The organism is Cytobacillus stercorigallinarum, from assembly GCF_014836495.1.
Classification (GTDB): Bacteria; Bacillota; Bacilli; order Bacillales; family Cytobacillaceae; genus Cytobacillus; species Cytobacillus stercorigallinarum.
The window spans coordinates 170,913-190,863 of the sequence record NZ_JACSQT010000001.1 but is presented as its reverse complement, the minus strand read 5'-3'; the positions used below and the strand labels follow the sequence as shown (position 1 = coordinate 190,863).

The 19,951-nt window shown below is 37.7% G+C and carries 18 protein-coding genes and 1 pseudogene; 5 read left to right on the top strand and 14 right to left on the bottom strand.

What is annotated here, in order from left to right:
- Positions 1–7: 7 nt before the first annotated feature.
- From pfkA to dnaE, 6 genes are all read right to left on the bottom strand, one after another.
- A complete protein-coding gene (gene pfkA, locus H9655_RS00965) occupies positions 8–967 on the bottom strand; it encodes a 6-phosphofructokinase (protein WP_191810025.1) in 960 nt (319 codons plus the stop codon).
- 368 nt (positions 968–1,335) lie between these two features.
- Positions 1,336–2,313, bottom strand: coding sequence for an acetyl-CoA carboxylase carboxyl transferase subunit alpha (gene accA / locus H9655_RS00960; protein WP_191810022.1), 978 nt, complete (start codon positions 2,311–2,313; stop codon positions 1,336–1,338).
- Complete coding sequence (gene accD / locus H9655_RS00955; protein ID WP_191810020.1) at positions 2,307–3,176, bottom strand: acetyl-CoA carboxylase, carboxyltransferase subunit beta; 870 nt, start codon at positions 3,174–3,176, stop codon at positions 2,307–2,309. The genes accA and accD overlap by 7 nt, the downstream gene beginning before the upstream one ends.
- A 193-nt stretch (positions 3,177–3,369) precedes the next feature.
- Positions 3,370–3,951, bottom strand: a complete 582-nt coding sequence (locus tag H9655_RS00950; protein WP_318245430.1) for a FadR/GntR family transcriptional regulator — start codon at positions 3,949–3,951, stop codon at positions 3,370–3,372.
- A 51-nt stretch (positions 3,952–4,002) separates the two neighbouring features.
- The gene (locus tag H9655_RS00945; RefSeq protein ID WP_191810018.1) at positions 4,003–5,241 is read right to left on the bottom strand and encodes an NAD(P)-dependent malic enzyme; all 1,239 of its coding nucleotides are present in this window, start codon (positions 5,239–5,241) and stop codon (positions 4,003–4,005) included.
- A gap of 344 nt (positions 5,242–5,585) precedes the next feature.
- A complete protein-coding gene (dnaE, locus tag H9655_RS00940; RefSeq protein ID WP_318245429.1) occupies positions 5,586–8,957 on the bottom strand; it encodes a DNA polymerase III subunit alpha in 3,372 nt (1,123 codons plus the stop codon).
- 160 nt (positions 8,958–9,117) lie between these two features.
- On the opposite strand from dnaE, the gene H9655_RS00935 reads away from it, so the two are divergent.
- Both H9655_RS00935 and ytrI read left to right on the top strand, forming a co-directional pair.
- Entirely contained in the window at positions 9,118–9,456 is a 339-nt protein-coding gene (locus H9655_RS00935) for a YtrH family sporulation protein (protein ID WP_191810013.1), read from the top strand.
- A complete protein-coding gene (gene ytrI, locus H9655_RS00930) occupies positions 9,453–9,959 on the top strand; it encodes a sporulation membrane protein YtrI (protein ID WP_095372297.1) in 507 nt (168 codons plus the stop codon). Before H9655_RS00935 ends, ytrI begins: the two co-directional genes overlap by 4 nt.
- Positions 9,960–9,980: 21 nt before the next feature.
- Here the strand turns inward: ytrI and H9655_RS00925 are convergent, their stop codons facing one another.
- Positions 9,981–10,925 (bottom strand): DHH family phosphoesterase, encoded by a 945-nt coding sequence (locus H9655_RS00925; protein ID WP_191810011.1) that lies wholly within the window; start codon positions 10,923–10,925, stop codon positions 9,981–9,983.
- A 132-nt stretch (positions 10,926–11,057) separates the two neighbouring features.
- On the opposite strand from H9655_RS00925, the pseudogene H9655_RS00920 reads away from it, so the two are divergent.
- Positions 11,058–11,367: pseudogene (locus H9655_RS00920) on the top strand (YtpI family protein).
- A 109-nt stretch (positions 11,368–11,476) separates the two neighbouring features.
- Here the strand turns inward: H9655_RS00920 and H9655_RS00915 are convergent.
- The 3 genes from H9655_RS00915 to H9655_RS00905 form a co-directional block, all read right to left on the bottom strand.
- Positions 11,477–12,793 (bottom strand): CBS domain-containing protein, encoded by a 1,317-nt coding sequence (locus H9655_RS00915; RefSeq protein WP_191810009.1) that lies wholly within the window; start codon positions 12,791–12,793, stop codon positions 11,477–11,479.
- A 79-nt stretch (positions 12,794–12,872) separates the two neighbouring features.
- Complete coding sequence (locus H9655_RS00910; RefSeq protein ID WP_191810007.1) at positions 12,873–13,118, bottom strand: hypothetical protein; 246 nt, start codon at positions 13,116–13,118, stop codon at positions 12,873–12,875.
- A 287-nt stretch (positions 13,119–13,405) separates the two neighbouring features.
- Positions 13,406–14,086, bottom strand: coding sequence for a metal-dependent hydrolase (locus H9655_RS00905; RefSeq protein WP_191810005.1), 681 nt, complete (start codon positions 14,084–14,086; stop codon positions 13,406–13,408).
- A 170-nt stretch (positions 14,087–14,256) separates the two neighbouring features.
- Between H9655_RS00905 and H9655_RS00900 the strand changes: the two genes are divergently transcribed.
- On the top strand, positions 14,257–15,354 hold the full coding sequence (locus H9655_RS00900; RefSeq protein ID WP_191810003.1) for a M24 family metallopeptidase: 1,098 nt from the start codon (positions 14,257–14,259) through the stop codon (positions 15,352–15,354).
- A 39-nt stretch (positions 15,355–15,393) separates the two neighbouring features.
- Here H9655_RS00900 and H9655_RS00895 read toward each other — a convergent pair whose 3' ends face one another.
- From H9655_RS00895 to H9655_RS00880, 4 genes are all read right to left on the bottom strand, one after another.
- Positions 15,394–16,890, bottom strand: a complete 1,497-nt coding sequence (locus H9655_RS00895; RefSeq protein ID WP_225230361.1) for an SLC13 family permease — start codon at positions 16,888–16,890, stop codon at positions 15,394–15,396.
- Between the two features lie 355 nt (positions 16,891–17,245).
- Complete coding sequence (gene panF / locus H9655_RS00890; RefSeq protein ID WP_191810001.1) at positions 17,246–18,718, bottom strand: sodium/pantothenate symporter; 1,473 nt, start codon at positions 18,716–18,718, stop codon at positions 17,246–17,248.
- The gene (locus tag H9655_RS00885) at positions 18,715–18,984 is read right to left on the bottom strand and encodes a YhdT family protein (RefSeq protein ID WP_191809999.1); all 270 of its coding nucleotides are present in this window, start codon (positions 18,982–18,984) and stop codon (positions 18,715–18,717) included. The genes panF and H9655_RS00885 overlap by 4 nt, the downstream gene beginning before the upstream one ends.
- A gap of 208 nt (positions 18,985–19,192) precedes the next feature.
- On the bottom strand, positions 19,193–19,345 hold the full coding sequence (locus H9655_RS00880; protein ID WP_191809997.1) for a hypothetical protein: 153 nt from the start codon (positions 19,343–19,345) through the stop codon (positions 19,193–19,195).
- A gap of 106 nt (positions 19,346–19,451) precedes the next feature.
- On the opposite strand from H9655_RS00880, the gene H9655_RS00875 reads away from it, so the two are divergent.
- Entirely contained in the window at positions 19,452–19,940 is a 489-nt protein-coding gene (locus tag H9655_RS00875; protein WP_191809994.1) for a universal stress protein, read from the top strand.
- Positions 19,941–19,951 lie beyond the last annotated feature (11 nt).

Sequence of the window (19,951 nt, the reverse complement as noted above, 5' to 3'; positions counted from 1 at the left end):
TGTACGCTTAAATTGAGAGCTCTCTTGATAACTCGTATAGGTCTAAATCTAAAGTATTATGTTGGCTTAAGACATCACGCAAGCTATTGGCAACGACTTGGTTATTGTTCAAACCAACTGCTTGCCCACCTTTTCCTTTGGCAAGTAACTCCACCGCATGCGCCCCTAAACGACTAGCTAAAACACGATCAAATGCCGTTGGAGATCCTCCTCGTTGGATATGACCAAGCACTGACACCCTCGTTTCAAGTGAGGTTGCGCTCTCCACTTCTTTTGCGAATGCTACACCACTACATACACCTTCGGCCACAATGATAATACTATGCCTTTTTCCTCTTTCAAGTCCACTTTTGAGTTTTGTTGCAATTTCATCTATATCGTAATTCACTTCAGGAATAAGAATTGTTTCTGCCCCACCAGCTAACCCTGCCCATAAGGCAATATCTCCTGCATCTCTTCCCATTACTTCTATAATAAAGGTTCTTTCATGTGAGCTCGCTGTATCCCTGATTTTATCAATGGCATCAATGACCGTATTTAATGCTGTATCGAAACCAATGGTATATTGTGTGCCCGCAATATCATTATCAATCGTCCCTGGTACACCTACACATGGAAAACCCGCTTCAGTGAGGGCAAGTGCTCCTCGATAAGATCCGTCTCCGCCAATCACAACTAGACCTTCTATTTGATGTGCTTTTAAGTTCTCTATCCCCTTTTGTCTTCCTTCTTCTGTTTTAAACTCTTCACATCTTGCAGAATAAAGGATCGTACCGCCACGGTGAATAATATCACCAACGGATCCTAATTCTAGCTTCTCTATATTACCATGAATTAGACCTGTATAACCGCCATAAATACCATATACCTCAATACCATCATGAATAGCTTTTCTAACAACTGCGCGAACAGCCGCATTCATTCCAGGTGAATCTCCTCCACTTGTTAATACACCAATTCTTTTCATTTTCTCTATCACCTCTATTATGGGAAAACAATTTGTATTCTATAAATATGAACGAACCTAGGGGAAAGGAAAAAGAGGACCTATAAAAGGTTATTAAGCTTCTTCTACTGTTAAAATAGCACGAAAAAATAAACATCACAATTATAATTTATTAAGTTTAGTTAAAGAATTCTTACTTATCGACATTCAAGCCAAATGAACAAAGTGATACATTCCATTGAACCCTATCAAAGATTGTATTAACTACCTTACTTTATAGTGCAAATAAACCCTTGTTTATCTCGTGATGTTCTCATTGGTACCGATTAGAATCGTCTTCCATTTTTAAATATCATCAATAATAGGAAAAACGTGCAATTCGCACGTTTTTATTTTACCCCAATATAATCTCTTAAAAACGAATATTTCCCAATTGATTTATATTTCTCATAACGATGGTCAACTAATTGGTTTTCATCTAGTTGAGATAATTCTTTTAATGACTGATAAAGAATATCTTCAATTGCAAGTGCTTGCTGCTCAACATCCTTATGCGCTCCACCTTTTACTTCAGGGATGATTTCATCGATGACTCCAAGCTCCTTTAAATCTGGAGCAGTAATACGCATCGACTCAGCAGCTGTTTGTGCTTTCGTCGCATCTTTCCAAAGAATAGAAGCAGCTCCCTCTGGTGAAATAACAGAGTAAGTAGCATTTTCCAGCATATGAATATAGTTTCCAATGCCTAACGCCAATGCTCCGCCACTTCCCCCTTCTCCAATTACTATGCATACAACCGGTACTTTCAAACTAGCCATTTCAAAAAGGTTTTTAGCTATCGCTTCGCTTTGCCCTCTTTCTTCAGCTGCCTTTCCTGGATAAGCACCTTTCGTATCTATGAAACAAACAATTGGTCGGCGAAACTTCTCCGCCTGCTTCATTAAACGCAGCGCTTTACGATAACCTTCAGGATGCGGCATACCGAAGTTTCTACGAATATTTTCTTTTGTATCTTTTCCACGTTGATGGCCGATTACTGTAACCGGGTGTCCTCTAAACTTAGCAATCCCACTAACAATCGCTTCATCATCTCCGAATACGCGATCGCCATGACATTCAAAAAAGTCATCAAATAAATACTCTATATAATCTAATGTAGTAGGACGATTAGGATGACGAGCAATTTGCACTCGGTCCCACGGGCCTAGATTTTCATATATATCTTTTTCTAACTTGGCTAATCTTGTCTCGAGCTTATTAATCTCAGATCCTAAATCAACATCCGCTGTTTTCGTAAATTCTTTTAATTCAGCTATTCTTTTTCTTAGTTCAATAATCGGTCTTTCAAATGTTAATTCAGTTACCATTTAAGCTCACCTCCTGGCTGATGAATAGAAAGAATGTTAGCAATCTCCTCTCGCAACTTAGAACGGTGAATAACGGCATCAAGTTGCCCATGTTTCAATAAAAATTCTGCTGTTTGGAAGTCCTCTGGCAACTCCTCACGAATCGTCTGTTCAATAATACGGCGCCCCGCAAAACCAATTAACGCTTTCGGTTCAGCAAAATTATAATCTCCTAATGAAGCGAAACTAGCAGATACTCCACCAGTAGTCGGATGTGTCATAATCGATATAATTAAACCGCCATTATCACTGAATCGCTTAAGCGCCACACTCGTCTTAGCCATCTGCATCAAACTCAATACACCTTCTTGCATTCTTGCACCACCAGAAGCAGTAAAGATAATGAATGGCACTTTCAATTCGTCCGCCTTTTCAATGGCCCTTGTGATCTTCTCTCCGACCACAGATCCCATGCTTCCCATTCTAAAAGTCGAATCCATTACGGCAATAACAATCTGAAAACCATCCAATTCTCCAATCCCTGTCATTACCGCTTCATTCATACCTGTTTTCTTACGGTCTTTTTCAACTTTATCAAGATAATCTGGGAAAGATAGCGGGTTTTCTGATATCATTTCACGGTCTAACTCTTGAATTGTTCCCTTATCTAGAAAACTCTCAAACCGTTCGGCAGCGTTCATTGGGTGATGATGCCCACAATTAATACATACCTTCATGTTTTTCATTAATTCTTTCGTATACATTATCTTCTTACATTCAGGGCATTTAGTCATGATTCCTTCTGGGACATCTTGCTTCGCTGCCTCAGAAGGAATGGTTGCATATTTTTTCTTCTTTGATTTTGTAAAGATGTCTTTTAGCAAGGTGAAACCTCCTTGTAATTACAAAGTAAATAACAAAAGTGAAATTTACCTTTCCTACTTTAGTAATCATTACCATTTTCCTAAGTGGTCAGACCACTTAGAAAAAACAATTGCCTATCGACGTAAGTGCGAGAAAAAAGCTTGTCTCATCACTATACAATAATAGGCTTAAAAAAGATGGAAAACATTGTCGTTAAATGCTCGACAAATTTCTTATTAAACAATATTGAATTTTAGCTGCTTGTTCATCTTTCTGTATCATCGCATCTATTAATAACTGATAGTTTTTTGGATCAACTACAGCTGAACCGAAGTCTAGCGAATTATAATAATCCGTTAAAATCGTCCATAGACGCTTAAATAAATGGTTATCTGCTATGAGAACCATGCGATAAAAATACTCATCTTCTTGAAATACTTCAGAAGTGACCCAATTTCTAAAAGCTTCAAGTTCTTTGACGGTTGCTTTTCTCATCGCTAACCATATACAATCCCATTCTACCAAATATTTCGTTTCTTTAATATCAGTTTTTGCTTGTTTGTCTTGTAGAATAAATGTACTTAGTAATTGTACCAAATTATGACCGCGAAAATCTTTTATAAAGGTTCCTTCGCCTCTTCTCGTCTCTATTAAACCTAAAAGCTCTAACGCACGAAAAGCTTCCCGAACAGAAGAACGCCCAACTTTTAGGCGTTCTGACATTTCACGTTCTGAGGGTAGCTTATCACCTGTTTGATAACCTTCTTCTTGAATAATATTTCGCAGTTGTTTCACGATTTCTATATATAATTTCGTTGAATTTTCCAGCGAACCCACCGCCTATCGTTATTTATCTTTTCCGATAGCTGCAAGTTGTGCTGTTCTATGCTTCACTTCTTCTGGGTCAACTTTGATTCTAGCTACGCCCGTTTCCATAGCTGATTTAGCTACCGCAGATGCTACTGCAGGTGCCACTCGCGGATCAAATGGAGCTGGAATGACATAATCAGAATGTAAGTCTTCTTCAGCAATTAATTCAGCAATTGCTTCAACCGCAGCAATTTTCATATGCTCATTAATATGAGTCGCACGAACATCTAAAGCACCTCTAAAGATCCCTGGGAAGGCAAGAACATTATTTACTTGGTTCGGGAAATCTGAACGACCTGTACCAACAACAAGCGCTCCAGCAGCTTTTGCTTCTTCTGGCATGATTTCTGGTGTTGGATTAGCCATGGCAAAAATGATTGCCTTGTCGTTCATTGATTGTACCATATCAGCTGTCAAAGCGCCCGCTACTGATACACCAATAAATACATCTGCATCCTTTATTGCATCCGTTAAAGTACCTTTAACTTGGTCACGGTTTGTGAAACGTGCAACTTCACTCTTAATATCATTCATCCCGTTTGGACGTCCTTCATAAATAGCACCCTTTGTATCGCACATAATAATATCTCTTACACCATAACGGTATAGCAATTTAATAATAGCAATACCTGCCGCACCAGCACCGTTTGCAACTACCTTTATTTCGCTCATCTTTTTACCAGCAAGTTTAAGTGCATTGACAAGTCCAGCAACAGTTACAATGGCCGTCCCGTGTTGATCATCATGGAACACTGGAATATTTGTCTCTTTTTTCAAGCGTTCTTCAATATAGAAGCAATTCGGTGCTGCAATATCCTCTAAATTCACCCCGCCAAATGTTGGCTCCATTAGTTTTACCGTATCTACAATCTTATCAATATCATTGGTATTCAAGCAAATTGGAAAAGCATCAACACCTGCAAAACTTTTAAATAACACAGCTTTCCCTTCCATTACTGGTAATGCTGCTTCTGGTCCGATATTACCAAGACCAAGAACAGCAGTCCCATCAGAAACGACCGCTACCATATTGCCTTTCATTGTATAATCATAAACCGTTTCTGGTTTATCATAGATTTCTTTACATGGCTCTGCAACGCCGGGAGAATAAGCTAAGCTTAACTCTTTCGCATTTGTAACAGCTACTTTTGATTTAGATTCTAATTTACCTTTATGAACCTTATGCATATTTAATGCTTCATCTCTTAATGACATGACCTACACCCCTTAGTGCTTTCTTGGAATTCTTCACAAACGCAAATACTAGTTGTCTCTTCTCTTCTTAATGTAAAATTTCTCTTCATCACATATATCAAGAATGTTAGCTAAAACAACTAAATACCTTGAACGTTATAAAATAGCAGTCGACCGCACATTAAACATATACTAGAAAAATGATTCAGTATTCATTAATAAGAATTACTTCAGTACTAGAGACCCATTCACCTATAAACAAGGAAATGAAAGCAGTACTTTAAGCAGATTCTTTAAAAATCAACTTCATGGTGGTCTGACCAGTTTATGATAACAATATAACATATCTGAAAAACTTGTAAAGGCTAACGCTTAAAAACAATATTCTCTCTTCCAAATAATCCTTTTAAGCGTTCAGTCAATTTTTCGCTGTATGATACATACTCATCTTGACTTAATTTGATAGACCGCCGATCATTTTCATAGAATAAAACGACAGGTGATTGCCCTACTTCATAATGTAAAATTTCTTTTAACAAAGTCAATTTCTCATCTGATTCATTCTCTTTCGTCACTTTAATGTAGAGGGTAGGTGGCTTTGATTCTTCCTTCTCAATCACTTCTTCCACCTTCTCAACACTTCTAATAATCCATTGTTTTTTTTCATTCCTTACCTCAATTTCGCCTTTCATAAAAACAATATCGCCAGCTTGAATAAAAGAAGAATATTTATTATAGATTTTCGGAAAAGCGACTGCTTCCATATCTCCAGTCTGATCGCTAAGATGTAAAAATGCCATCGCTTCTCCTTTTTTCGTCCTAATTTTCTTCACTTCTGAGATATACACAACTGATTGAACAATGGCTTTTCTCTCTTGACTCTCAATGTATTGAAGTGTTTGAGATTTTAACAACGGGAAGAATGATTCATAGGTCGTTACTGGATGCGCTGAAAGATATAACCCTAAAGCCGCCTTCTCGTTAGCAAGTTTATCTAATAAGGGAATCTCTTCAACAGTTGCGTATTTCGGTTTAGGAAAGAATTCCTCTTCACTAAACATATCAAATTGTTCATCATCTGGCTGAACTAACTCCGCATGCTCTAAGGCAATATCTAAGCTAGCAAGTAGTGTCGCTCGATCCTCACCAAACTCATCAAAACTCCCGGAATGAACAAGCATTTCAAGCATTCGCCTATTGAACACTTTTCCTGACATACGTAAACAAAAATCAAATAAATCTTGGAATGCTCTACCTGCTCTCACTCGAACAATTTCCTTCCAAGCATTTACCCCAATCGTTTTCACTGCTGCTAAACTATAGCGAATTCCTTCATTTTCCACCTGGAAAGAAAAGATACTTTTATTAATAGAAGGGGGTAGGATAGAAATCCCCAATTGCTTCGCCTCATTTACATATTGGGCTATTTTCGCATCATTACCAATAGCTGAGGTTAACAATGCCGCCATGAAATGTAGCGGATAATGGGCTTTTAAATAGGCCAGTTGATAAGAAATCATACTATAGGCTACTGCATGACTTCTATTAAATCCGTAATTAGCAAACTTGACGATGTAATTATATATTTGATTGGCTGTTTCTTCTGTATATCCTTGGGTAATCGCACCTTGCACAAAATGTGCTCTTTCTTTATTCAGAACTTCTTCTTGCTTCTTACTTACGGCCCTTCTTAATAAGTCCGCTTCCCCTAGTGAAAATCCTGCCATCTTTGCTGCGATCTGCATAATTTGCTCTTGGTAAACAATGACACCATAGGTAGGCTTCAATATATCTTCTAAATCTTGATGAGGATAGGTAATTTCCTCCTCACCATGCTTTCTCGCAATAAATAATGGAATATTCTCCATTGGGCCTGGACGATATAATGCATTAACTGCAACAATATCCTCAAATGTAGTCGGTTGCAGTTTCTTTAATACATTTCTCATCCCACTTGATTCTAATTGAAAAATTCCTGTTGTTTCTCCTCTAGATAGTAATTGATAAGCTTTTTGGTCCTGAAGTGGCACTTCTTTGATTGAAATAAGTTTCCCTGTTCTCTTTTTGATAGACTGCAAAATATTTTCAATAAGAGACAAATTACGTAAACCAAGAAAGTCCATCTTTAATAAGCCACGATCTTCTAAGTGCTCCATTGAGAATTGTGTAAGAAAGACATCTCCATGCCCCCCCGTAATTGGTACCACTTGAACGAGAGGGCGCTCACTTATGATAACGCCAGCAGCATGTGTAGAAGTATGTCTAGGCAATCCTTCTAGCTTTAAAGCTGTATTAAATAATTTTTTATATAATGATGATTGATTAATCAATGTCTGCAAAGAATGTGACTCTTGCCAAGCTGATTTTAAGGTAATACCCAGTCGACTAGGTACTGCACGAGATAACTGATCAAGTTCCTTTGAGTTTAAGCCAAAAGCTCTCCCAACGTCTCTGAGTGCCGCCTTAGCTGCTAATGTTCCAAACGTAATGATTTGCGCGACATGTTGCTGACCATATTTGCCCGCCACATACTGGATTACTTCATCTCTGCGATGGTCAGGAAAATCAATATCAATATCAGGCATAGAAATCCGCTCAGGGTTCAAAAACCGTTCAAAAAGCAAATTGTAACGAATCGGATCAACATCTGTTATATAAAGCACATATGCCACAATTGAGCCGGCAGCCGAACCGCGTCCTGGTCCAGTGAAAATTTTTTCTCTTCTACAAAACTGCATAAAGTCAGCAACGATTAAAAAATAATCACTAAAGTTCATTTTCTTCAAAATAGAAAGCTCATATAAAAGGCGATTCCTGGCTTCCTCATTTCCATCAGGATACCTCTCACCCCACCCTTTCATACAGAGCTTCTCTAACTGTTGATCGGCTGTCATATCGCCCTCAGTGGGGAATTTCGGCAAGCTTTTTATGCCAAGGTCCATCTCCACATGACATTCACTGGCAATCCTATTCGTCTGGATAATAGCCTCTTCCTCTTCTACAAAAAGGTCCACCATTTCTTTGACACGCTTTAAAAAATATTGATCAGATTGTAATCTTTCCCAACTCTCGTCTTCTAATTTTTCTCCATTGCGTATAGCCAATGCACATTGTTGCGCAAAGGCATCTTCTTTATTTAAATAATGAACAGCATTTGTCACAACTAGAGGTATATGACTTTGCTCTGATAAATTCTTCAGCAACGGCAATAATTTCTCTTCCTCTTCTAGCCCATGTCTTTGCATAGAAAGATAAAAGTCACCAGAAAAAATCTCTTTAAACATACGAGCATATTTTTCAGCATCCGGATAACGGTCTTCTAGCAGGTAATTCTCAATTACGCCTTCTATACCAGGTGTTAAAGCAATTAATCCACTTGAATAGGCCCTCAACCACTTGAGCGGGAGCCCGCCTTCTGCTGCCGTTTGCAGACTACTCGTTATTTTGAGTAAGTTTTGATAACCTTGGTTATTTTTCGCCAATAATACTATTGGGTTCATCCCTTCTTCATGTTCCTTTTCAATATCGACAGTCAACCCAATAATAGGTTTAATATTATTTTTTTTACATTCATTATAAAACTCTGCTGTCCCGTACATTACATTTCTATCTGTAAGGGCAATTGCTGGATACCCTTTTACTTTGGCATCTGCTACGAGTTGTTCCACACTAGCTGTGCTCATTAGTAAACTATAGGCACTATATACTTGCAAGTGAATAAAAGACAACTTTCTCACACCCTTATTTTTCTTCTTCTTTTATTATAGAACGTTTGTTTCTTAATGAAAACTATCATTGTACATTCGCATTTGAATTCATTTAAGAATAAACATAATTTATGATGTTCGTCCATATGATGGAATAGAGAGAATTCATCACTTAAAGGCGGTTATGTAAATGAATGAGCAACCCTTCTTTGCTTCTCTTTTAGAAAGTTATTTTATTGCTCTTGGTGTTTTGATTGGCGGTTCAATCATCGGTGGCATTGCCGCATTTTTCACAGGGAAACCTCCCTTAACAGAAATTTTCAATCTATCTAATTCTATTAGAATTTGGGCAATTATCGCTGCTATTGGAGGGACTTTTGATACGGTATATAGTTTTGAGCGTGGTGTCCTTGATGGGCAAACGAAAGATATTATTAAGCAATGTCTCTTGATTCTCTCAGCATTTGGTGGAGCTCAAACAGGTGCTCAAATCATCATCTGGCTAACTCAGGAGCATTTACCTAAATGAGAATTCCCCCGTATTATCGCAGACCTTCTTGGCAGCGTTTTTTTGCTGGAATGGCTATTGGAGGCGTATTAAGTTGGTGTGTGTTCGTCTACATTTTCGGTGAATGGCAAGAGCGTTATAGTTTAGAAATCCACACTCAGGAAGCAGAAATTAAGGAATTAGAAAATGAAAAGGAGATATGGCAGAAGGAATTTAAAAAATTAAATAAAGAAAACGAAGAATTATTAACCGTTCAAGAGATCGTTGTTAAGATCGACCAATCTGCGCTTAAGAAATATAATTTAGACGAATACAGTCTCTATCAAACGGAGGATGCAATCAAAGAAGATATCAGTATTTTAATGGCGCGGGATATAAAAAGCGTCGGACAAAGTATCGAACTCGTTAAACGGATTATTGTGAATAAAACCCACCCCATTAATGGGAAACGTTACCGAGCTGATATTCAATCCATTATAATAGATACGACACTCGTATTGGAGGTTGAGCTATTATTAAATTAATTGCCCAACCTCTTTTAATTACTATATGGTCCACGATTCACAAATGTCATTTAAGGCGGAAATCACATTTTCGGCTTCATCCCAACTATATATAGATGCACCTGCTGCAAATGGATGTCCCCCGCCTTTATAGCATCGTGCTAGTTGATTAATGATCGGACCTTTCGACCTGAATCGCACTCTAATTTGATCTTCTTCTTCAATAAAAAACACCCATGCCTTCATTCCCTTTACATGGCCGAGCTCACCAACTAGAACCGACGCCTCAGCAGGTGTAGCTTCATATTTTTGCAATAAACGACTGTCCATTTTCACCACTGCCGCTCCACTATCAAGCATTTGAAAATGTTGTAGAATATAACCTTGAAGCTGAATTAAATTTGGTGCTAATTCATACATTCTATCGAAAAGCTCTGTCCGTGAGAATTGATATTTAATTAGTTCACCTGCATAAGCAAAGGTTTTATTCGTTGTACTCGGATAGATAAATCTCCCTGTATCACCGACAATGCCAGCGAAAATCAGCCTTGCTGCCTCATCTGTCATTACTAAACCATTCTTTTGTCCACTTAAAAAAAACTCATAAATCATTTCACTTACAGAGCTTGCCTCTGTATCCACCCAAAGGATATCTCCATACGGATCCATATTAGGGTGATGATCAATCTTTATTAATAGATCACCCTTTGTGTAACGTTGATCACTAATGCGCTCTGTATTGGCGGTATCACAAACAATCACTAAAGCTCCTTCATAGACTTCATCACTTATCTTGTCCATTTTACGCAAATAAACAAGAGTTTCGTCCTCTTGCCCCACTGTATAAACTTCTTTCTGTGGAAAAGAAGCTTTTATTATTTCTGCCAACCCACCTTGCGATCCGTAGGCATCTGGATCTGGACGAATATGACGATGGATAATGATTTTGTCATACATTTTGATCGCGGACAGGATTTTATTCTTCATTGTATACTCCTCTCAAATAACGCACAAGAAAGAAAAGCATCTTGCAATTATAATAATTATTCTCTCTCTTCTAGCAATTTCCTCTTACAGAAGTTAAAATAAAGACATATGTTCATTTATGGAGGTTTGTACATGCTTGTACTTGCAGTTTTTATTGCGCTATCTTTTGCTTTGTACGTATTCTATAAAGTGAAATACGTACGCTCTAAACGTCCTGCAGAAAAAGAGTGGATTTCTGCTAAATCACGTATGGCGCTAGGTGCCTTTATTTTCTTTTTCGGTATCAATCAGCTATTTCTTTACAGTGGCACGATAACATACGTCATCTCCGCTATTTTTATCATTATAGGCGGACAGTATTTGGGCTGGTATGAAAGCTTATAAGTATTTTCTTCCTCGTGCGATTGAAGAATCAGAATGGATTAAATCTAACCAAAACTAAAACCTTACAATTTTACCTGTGAAGGCTGAGGATTGTAAGGTAGTAAGTAAACTCGGTCTAGTTGATGTTCTATCTTGTAAAAGATGTATCATCAACTAGCCGATCGTGCTTATCTTTCTGTTAATTGACACATCATCATCGCTTTTCCAACCAATATCCCACCATTGAAGACTTCTACATCTACTTTTCCAAACTTTCTCCCTACATCAAGCACTCTTGGAAAAATATCAAGCATACTCTCGATTTGTACTGGTTTTAGAAAGTATATAGTCATATTTTCAACCACTAGGTCACCTTTTTTGTACATGCGTAAAACGCGATTAGCGGCTTCTGTCACTATTGTCGTGAAAACACCATATGAGATGGAACCAATATGGTTCGTCATTTGGGGTGTAACTTCACAGCGATACATCGCTTCATTTTTTGTTTTTCCATTCGCTAATACGAGCTGGTTTGTCACCGTATCATCAATTGTTTCACCAACTTGCGGTTGTCGTTGAATGACCTGGAGCGCCTTTAACACATCCTGGCGACTAATAATCCCCTCTAACTTATGCGATTGGTCCACAACCGGGAGGAGTTCAATTCCTTCCCAAACCATCATATGTGAGGAAGAAGCCACACTTGTTTTCCCACCAACTGTCATCGGGTTTTTCGTCATGACTTTTTCAATAGGGGTATCTGTTTTATGCCCCATAATATCTTTGGAGGTGACCATTCCTTGAACCTTCATATGCTGATCAACCACCGGGAAGCGACTATGACTCGTCTCTCGATTATGCTTTAAATAATCTTCAATCGTATCTGTGGTTTGCAAGCTAATCGTTTGATTGATAGGCGTAAGCACGTCTTCTACTAACACAATCTCTTTCTTAATTAACTGATCATATATTGCTCGGTTAATCATCGTTGCTACTGTAAAAGTATCGTAGCTTGTTGAAATCACTGGTAACTCTAATTCATCGGCAATCCGCTTCACTTCTTCTTCCGTATCAAACCCACCCGTAATAAGAACGGCAGCTCCAGCTTTTAACGCTAGTTCATGGGCATTCGTACGGTTTCCGACGATTAGTAAGTTCCCGGCACCCGTGTATCTCATCATTGCTTCTAGCTTCATCGCACCGATTACGAATTTGTTCAATGTTTTATGGAGTCCTGCTCGTCCTCCTAGCACTTGTCCATCAACGATATTGACAACTTCTGCGTAAGTAAGCTTTTCAAAGTTTTCTTTCTTCTTTCTTTCTATTCTAATGGTACCGACTCTTTCAATCGTACTCACATACCCTTTATTTTCAGCATCTTTAATGGCACGGTAAGCTGTACCCTCGCTCACCGAGAGTGCCTTTGCAATTTGTCTAACGGAAATTTTTTCTCCGACTGGTAATTCATCAATATAATGTAAAATCTGTTCATGCTTTGTAGCCAAGACATCACCCTCTATTTTCATCCTTCATATGCTTATTATAGAATGAAAAGTTGTGATGTTCAACGAACGAGCAATATTATTAATAAGACCTCATTCGTTTACGATTAGATGTAACTACTTTTCGCCTTGTTCTTACATTTGCCTTCGATTTCGGCTCATATAATAAGGCTGTCAAATTTCCAGCAATAACAATCAATGCAAATGCTAACCAGGAAATTGTAAAAACTCCCTCAAGACCACCGCTATAAACATCTAAACGAGGAACTGCGTAATAGAGCATAGCACCTGCCAGCAATAAACAAATAATATAACGATATCTCCTCATCTCATCCTCTCCTCTCATAATCTATATTTATGCAGAGAAGCAGGCGGAAATGACCAGTAATAGACTTCATTACTAGTGTATCTATTATGTAAAATAGTGTGGATCAGGTCCCCGTTATCTTTTCAACACTAAGCCCACGATATAAAAGAAAATTGAAATTTACTCACTTGTTTTCGTTTACGCACATTCTCTATGAAAAAAAGTACCTCGATGGGTCCCAAATTGAAATTAAAAATACCACAGACAGTCATCTGTGGCATGAACTCAGTTTCTATCATAAATACTTTCTATAACTCAACAACTTCTCCAGCATCCATTACTTTTACATCAAATCCTTTTACTAATTTAGCAAAAGCGTGTGGATCTTGTTTAATTGGCGGGAATGTATTGTAATGAACTGGAACGACTTGTTTCGGTTGTAGTAACTCTACTGCATAAGCAGCGTCCTCTGGTCCCATTGTAAAATTATCACCAATCGGGATAAATGCTAAATCAATCGGATGTCTCTCTCCAATTAATTTCATATCTGAAAATAAACCTGTGTCTCCTGCATGATAAATTGTCTTACCATCAATCGTTAGCAGGACACCTGCCGGCATGCCTAAATAGACAATTTGGTTATCCTCAGTTACGAGCCCTGTCCCATGTAAAGCTGGTGTTAATTTCACTTTACCAAAATCAAAATCATAAGCACCACCAATACTCATGCCATGTGCTTCAATACCATGGAAGCCTAAATAGTATGAGAGTTCTGCATTACATATCACTAGCGATTGATTTTTCTTAGCAAGCTCAATGGTGTCTCCTAAATGATCACCGTGTCCGTGTGTCACGATAATAACATCCGGTTGTTCTTCTTCAACTTTAAGGTCTGTTAATTCATTACCTGTAATAAATGGATCAAATAAAATGGTTTTATCCTCTGTTTGTACTTTTACAATTGAATGACCATGAAATGATACTTTCACAAATAATTCTCCTTTCTATTTTTCCTATGTAATTTTTTCAACATAAATATGAAGTTATCCTGTTTCTTCCCTTATTTCTTTCAATTTAAACAGTTCAAAAAGTTTACTTTTTCATATATAGTTGATACGCTTGCTTATAGCTTACTACATAAAGACCAGGAGGGACTACCATGAAGCAAAGAATGGATATATTATCATCATGGATGGAAGAAAACAATATTGATGTATCTTTTATTACATCAACAGAAAATGTATTTTACTTGAGCTCTTTTCACAGTGATCCTAATGAGCGTTTACTAGGATTAGCCGTTTTTCAAGATGCTGACCCTTTCCTTGTCTGTCCAAAAATGGAAATAGAGGATGCAAAAAACGCAGGTTGGAATGGCGATATTATCGGATATACAGATATCGAGAATCCGTGGACAATGATTAATGATGCCATTGTTTCACGTATTTCTACAGTTAATAAAATAGCGATTGAAAAAGAACATATGAATGTTGAACGTTATGAAGCTGTGAAAGAACTTTACCCTCATGCAAATATGGTATCCGCTGAAGAAAAGCTTCGTACATTACGCATGGTAAAGAGTGAAGAAGAGCTTGCGATTATTAAAGAAGCTACTGCACTTGCAGATTTCGCTATTGAAACAGGCTGTGCTGCCATTGCTGAGGGGAAAACAGAGCTTGAAGTATTGGCGACAATCGAATATGAATTAAAGAAAAAAGGCGTTAATGAAATGTCCTTTTCGACAATGGTCTTAACTGGTAAAAACGGGGCATCACCGCATGGTACACCTGGTATGACGAAAATTCAAAAAGGCGATCTTGTTCTATTTGACCTTGGTGTTGTTTGGAAGGGCTATTGTTCTGACATTACTAGAACGGTTGCTTTTGGTGAAATAAATGAGAAACAAAAAGAAATATATGACACTGTGCTCAAGGCACAATTAGCCGCAATATCAGCCTGCAAACCGGGTGTAAAAGCATCAGAGGTTGACTTAGCGGCAAGGAAAATCATTACAGATGCAGGATATGGCGACTACTTCCCACATCGCCTTGGTCACGGACTTGGTATTTCCGTCCATGAATATCCTTCATTAACAGAAACAAATGACTTGCTCCTACAAGAAGGCATGGTGTATACAATCGAACCAGGTATTTACGTTCCAGGAGTTGCTGGTGTCCGTATCGAAGACGATCTCGTTTTAACAAAAGACGGAGCTATACCATTAACAAAATTTCCAAAAGAGCTACAAGTCATCAAATAACACAGAGAAGACCCCGTCAAAATATAACGGGGTCTCTTTTTATATCGTAATACCAAAGACGATTGGCATCCAGTAATATACTGCTAATGTAATCACGACCACACTAACTGCATTTAGCCATATACCCGCTTTAGCCATATCAGCTACTTCCAGTTCACCCGCACTAAAAACAGCGGTATTCGGTGGAGTTGCAACAGGAAGCATATAACAAGATCCCGCCGCTAAGGCAACAGCAGCCATCATAATTAAAGGATCAATTCCAATAGCCACACCTAAACCTGCCGAAATAGGTAAAACGAGGTTAGCAACAGCAGTATTTGATAATATTTCTGTCATACCTAGTACAATGACAACAAGTAAAAGAATAATAATAAACGGCGTATACGCTTCTAATCCTTGTAATGCCACAGCAATAAAGTCATTCACACCCGAATGCTCAAGACTTGATGCTAACGCTAAACCACCACCGAACAAGATTAATACACCCCATGGTAGTTTCGCTAAATCTCCCCACTCTAAGATTCTCTCACCTTTTGTACTCGGTAAGAAGAATAAGAGAATAGCACCCATCATAGAAATACTTGCGTCAGGTAATGAACCCAACCTTCCTAAGAATGATAGGAAACTTACTTGATCTGCAACCCAAGAAATAGCCGGTTTGCCTACCCATAAAGAAACTGTTAATAAGAAGACAGTAATAACAACCCACTCTTCGGTTTTTACCTTCCCAAGATTTCTTTTCTCTTCCTTAATAAAAGAGACTTCTGTTTGGTTCTCAGCATTTACTTTAAATTTCATTTTCGTTAAATAGAAATATAAGAAAACAAACATGATCAGCGCAACTGGACCTGCAAAGATTAACCATTGCAAAAAGGTGACCTCTACATCAAATTGAATCTTAGCAATACCCGCGAGCGCAGCATTTGGAACAGCCGCAACCAGTGTAGCCAAACCGCCAATTGTTGCTGTATAGGCAACAGCAAGTAAGATCGACTTAGCAAAAAAGTCAATATTTTGTCCTTCTAAAATTTTCTTATCACGCATTTCCGAAATTAAAGCTAATGCAACTGGTAACATCATTAATGCAGTCGCAGCATTCGATATAAACATTGTTAACAATCCTGTGGCAAGCATAATACCGAGAATAATTTTATGGCTTGACGTTCCAATCATGTCAATAATATTGAGTGCAATCCTTCTGTGTAAATTCCATTTTTCAATGGCAATCGCCAGAATAAATCCACCCATATACATAAAAATAACGGATTCTCCGTAAGATCTTGAAACCACATCAATCGGGGCACCGCCAAATAACGGAATAAGAACCAACGGTAATAAAGACGCAACAGCCATCGGTACTGCCTCTGTCACCCAATACGTACCAATCATCATAATACTAGCAATAACTACCCTTCCCTCATAACCAATCATATCACTTGGTAATAAAAAGAAGACAATTAATGCAAGTATTGGACCGAGAAATAACCCAATTAATTTCCCTTTTGTGTACCCTTGTTTTTTCACCTCATTAGCCAACTCATCTCACCTTCATTCTAATAAAATAAATATTCTAAAATACTATACCATATTTATATTTAGAAAATATAGATATGTAAACGCATTCATATAAATACTATCATACTTCATCACTTCAACGTAATAACAAGATAATTCTGAAAATAATTATTTTAATACAACAATTTCCTTGCTATGATTTTCATTCAGAATAAAAACATCGGAATGAAACCATCACTTTTATCATCATGTCATTGTTACTTGATAAATTAACTTGCTCAAAGAATACGCATTAAAGAAAAAAATAACCTGAACAAACACGATAAACTGTGTTTGTTCAGGTTTCGTTTGACTTTGCATTTGATTTCGATTATTACTACTTTGAAACATACCAAAATTTTTCGATGATCTGCTGTTGTTGCGTTGGGTTTTTATATTGGGTGAACAAACTAACAACCACATAAATAATGAAAGATAGGAACACGGGAACAACAACCGGGTGCATCCCTAATAAATCCGGAAATAAACGATCAATGATAATATAACTGCCTACCCCTGCAATCATAGAAGCTAGTGCCCCATAGGCATTTCCTTTTTTCCAATAAAGGCCCATAATAATTGGCCAAATAAAGGCTGCTTCTAAGCCTCCAAAAGCAAATAAATTAAGCCAGATAAGAAGATCAGGGGGCTCTATACTGACAATATACACAAGAATCCCAATAATGGCTGTCACGGAAAGCGTCAACCTTTTAATAAACTGATCTGTTGCATTGTTGTTAATATAATTTATGTAAATATCTTTCACCAACGATGAACTAACAAGAAGTAACAATGCATTGACTGTTGAGATAACCGCTGCAATCGGAGCCGCTAACACAATCCCAGCTAACCATGATGGTAAAATGGTTAGGGTCAATTGCGGCATCACCGTATCACCTACTTCAATTCCAGGAAGCACTGCTCGTGCAAAAACACCTGTTAGGTGCATACCTAGCATAATAGCTCCTGTAACAAGTGTTCCAATAATCATCGCTGTATGCATCGCCTTTGAGTTTTTGTAAGACATTGCTCTGACAGCAATTTGCGGTAAACCAACAACACCAACACCAACCAAGATCCAAAAACTGGATACATATAAAGGCGTGAGTGAACCGTCCGCACCAAAAGGTGTAATCAGGTTAGGATTTTCAGCTGTTAATTTCTCCATAATATTCGGTACCCCACCACCAGCAATGATGGTGCCTACTAAAATAATAATGGTACCAATTAACATGATCATACCGAGAACTGTATCAGTGATGGCAACTGCACGAAATCCACCAATGACAACAAAAATGAGAACAGATAATGTAAAAATTAAAAGTGCTGATTGATACGACAATCCCATAAATGATTCTAATAATCGGCCACCACCAATCCACTGCGCCGACATAGAAGCAAATAGGAAAACAACTATACAAATTGACGATAAGATGACTACCCATTTACTTTGATAGCGTTCTCTTAAGAAATCATTTAAAGTAACCGCTTTTGTTTTCCTAGAGATAATCGCAAATTTTTTACCTAAGATTGCAAGTGTAAAGTAGCCTGTTACCACTTGTGACATGGACAATAACACCCAGCCAAGACCCATGTTATAAGCAATTCCAGGTCCACCGATGAAGCTTGACGCACTCCCATATGTAGCGACCATCGTCATCGCCAATAATAAACCACCAAGATTTCTTCCACCTAGAAAATATTCTTGTAAAAAATCGGGCCCATGTTTTAAATATTTTGTCGCATAAATACCAAAAAAGAATAGCGAACATAAAAAAATAATTAACGGTATAGCCACTCCCCAATTCATTGTTCTTCCTCCTCAAAAGGTACATCAGAGAATAAGAACTTCACAACCAACCAAACAATGACAGTAATCATTAGAAAACCTAACACGCAGCTATAGAAAAACCACGAAGGTAATCCTAAGATAAATTGATACTCTTCAACTGGCTTACTACCTAAACCGTAGGCAAAAGAATACCATATGAAAAAGTTGACCAGCGCAATACCGACACCGATAAGCGCTTCACGATTGGCAACTTTATATCTTGGATCAAGCTTTTTTTGCTCCATCTTCTTCTCTCCCTCTACTAAATCTTTCCCCTATCATACTATTCTAATATAAATTACGATTAATGGACATGACCTATATGCATTCGTGCCTTATCAACAATAGATCCATCACAAAAATTATTTTAACAATAAATATACGCTTATTGAATTTTTTGTTTACAAGCTCATATAAAAGGCGCTTGTCATATGACAAAACGCCTTTGTTTATTCAACTTAAATCATCTTCATTGTTTTCGTTCGTCAATTGTTGGCGACTAACTGCCCCACCGTTATATGCTTCCATTATTGAATCGCTAATGGATTGTTCTGCTTCATTTTCATCATACAATTGGTTCCATTCATTTCTTTCTTCTTTTTTCAAGATTGTTCACTCCTTTGTCATTATTTTTCTTTATTATTGTTTGAAAAATGGCTACATTTATTCATAAAAAGGGTATGTATAATAATAGATAAAGGAGGAGATTTAAATGAGTAAACATTATGAAAACATTTTAGTCGCAGTAGATGGTTCAGTAGAAGCAGATGAGGCATTTAACCAAGCAATTGAAATGGTGAAGAATAGTGATGCCACTCTCATTTTAGCTCATGTTGTTGATACTCGTACCAATGCTATTGAAGCCTATGATCACTCTACGTCTGTTAGAGCTACAGAATTTGCTGAAAACTTAATGGCACGTTATAAAGAAGTTTGTACACAGGCAAACGTTACTAAAGTAGAGTATTTAATCGAATATGGATCTCCCAAAATAATCATAACGAAAGATATCGCCAAAACAAAGCCAATCGATCTTATTATATGTGGAGCAACGGGGCTGAATGCTGTTGAACGTTTCTTAATTGGTAGTGTATCAGAATACATTACACGCCACGCCCCTTGCGATGTACTTGTGGTCAGGCCGAATAAATCCGCAAAGCAAAAAAGCGGAGAGGCAAGCGTAGCAGAGAAGCACTCATAAAAATAGCGAAG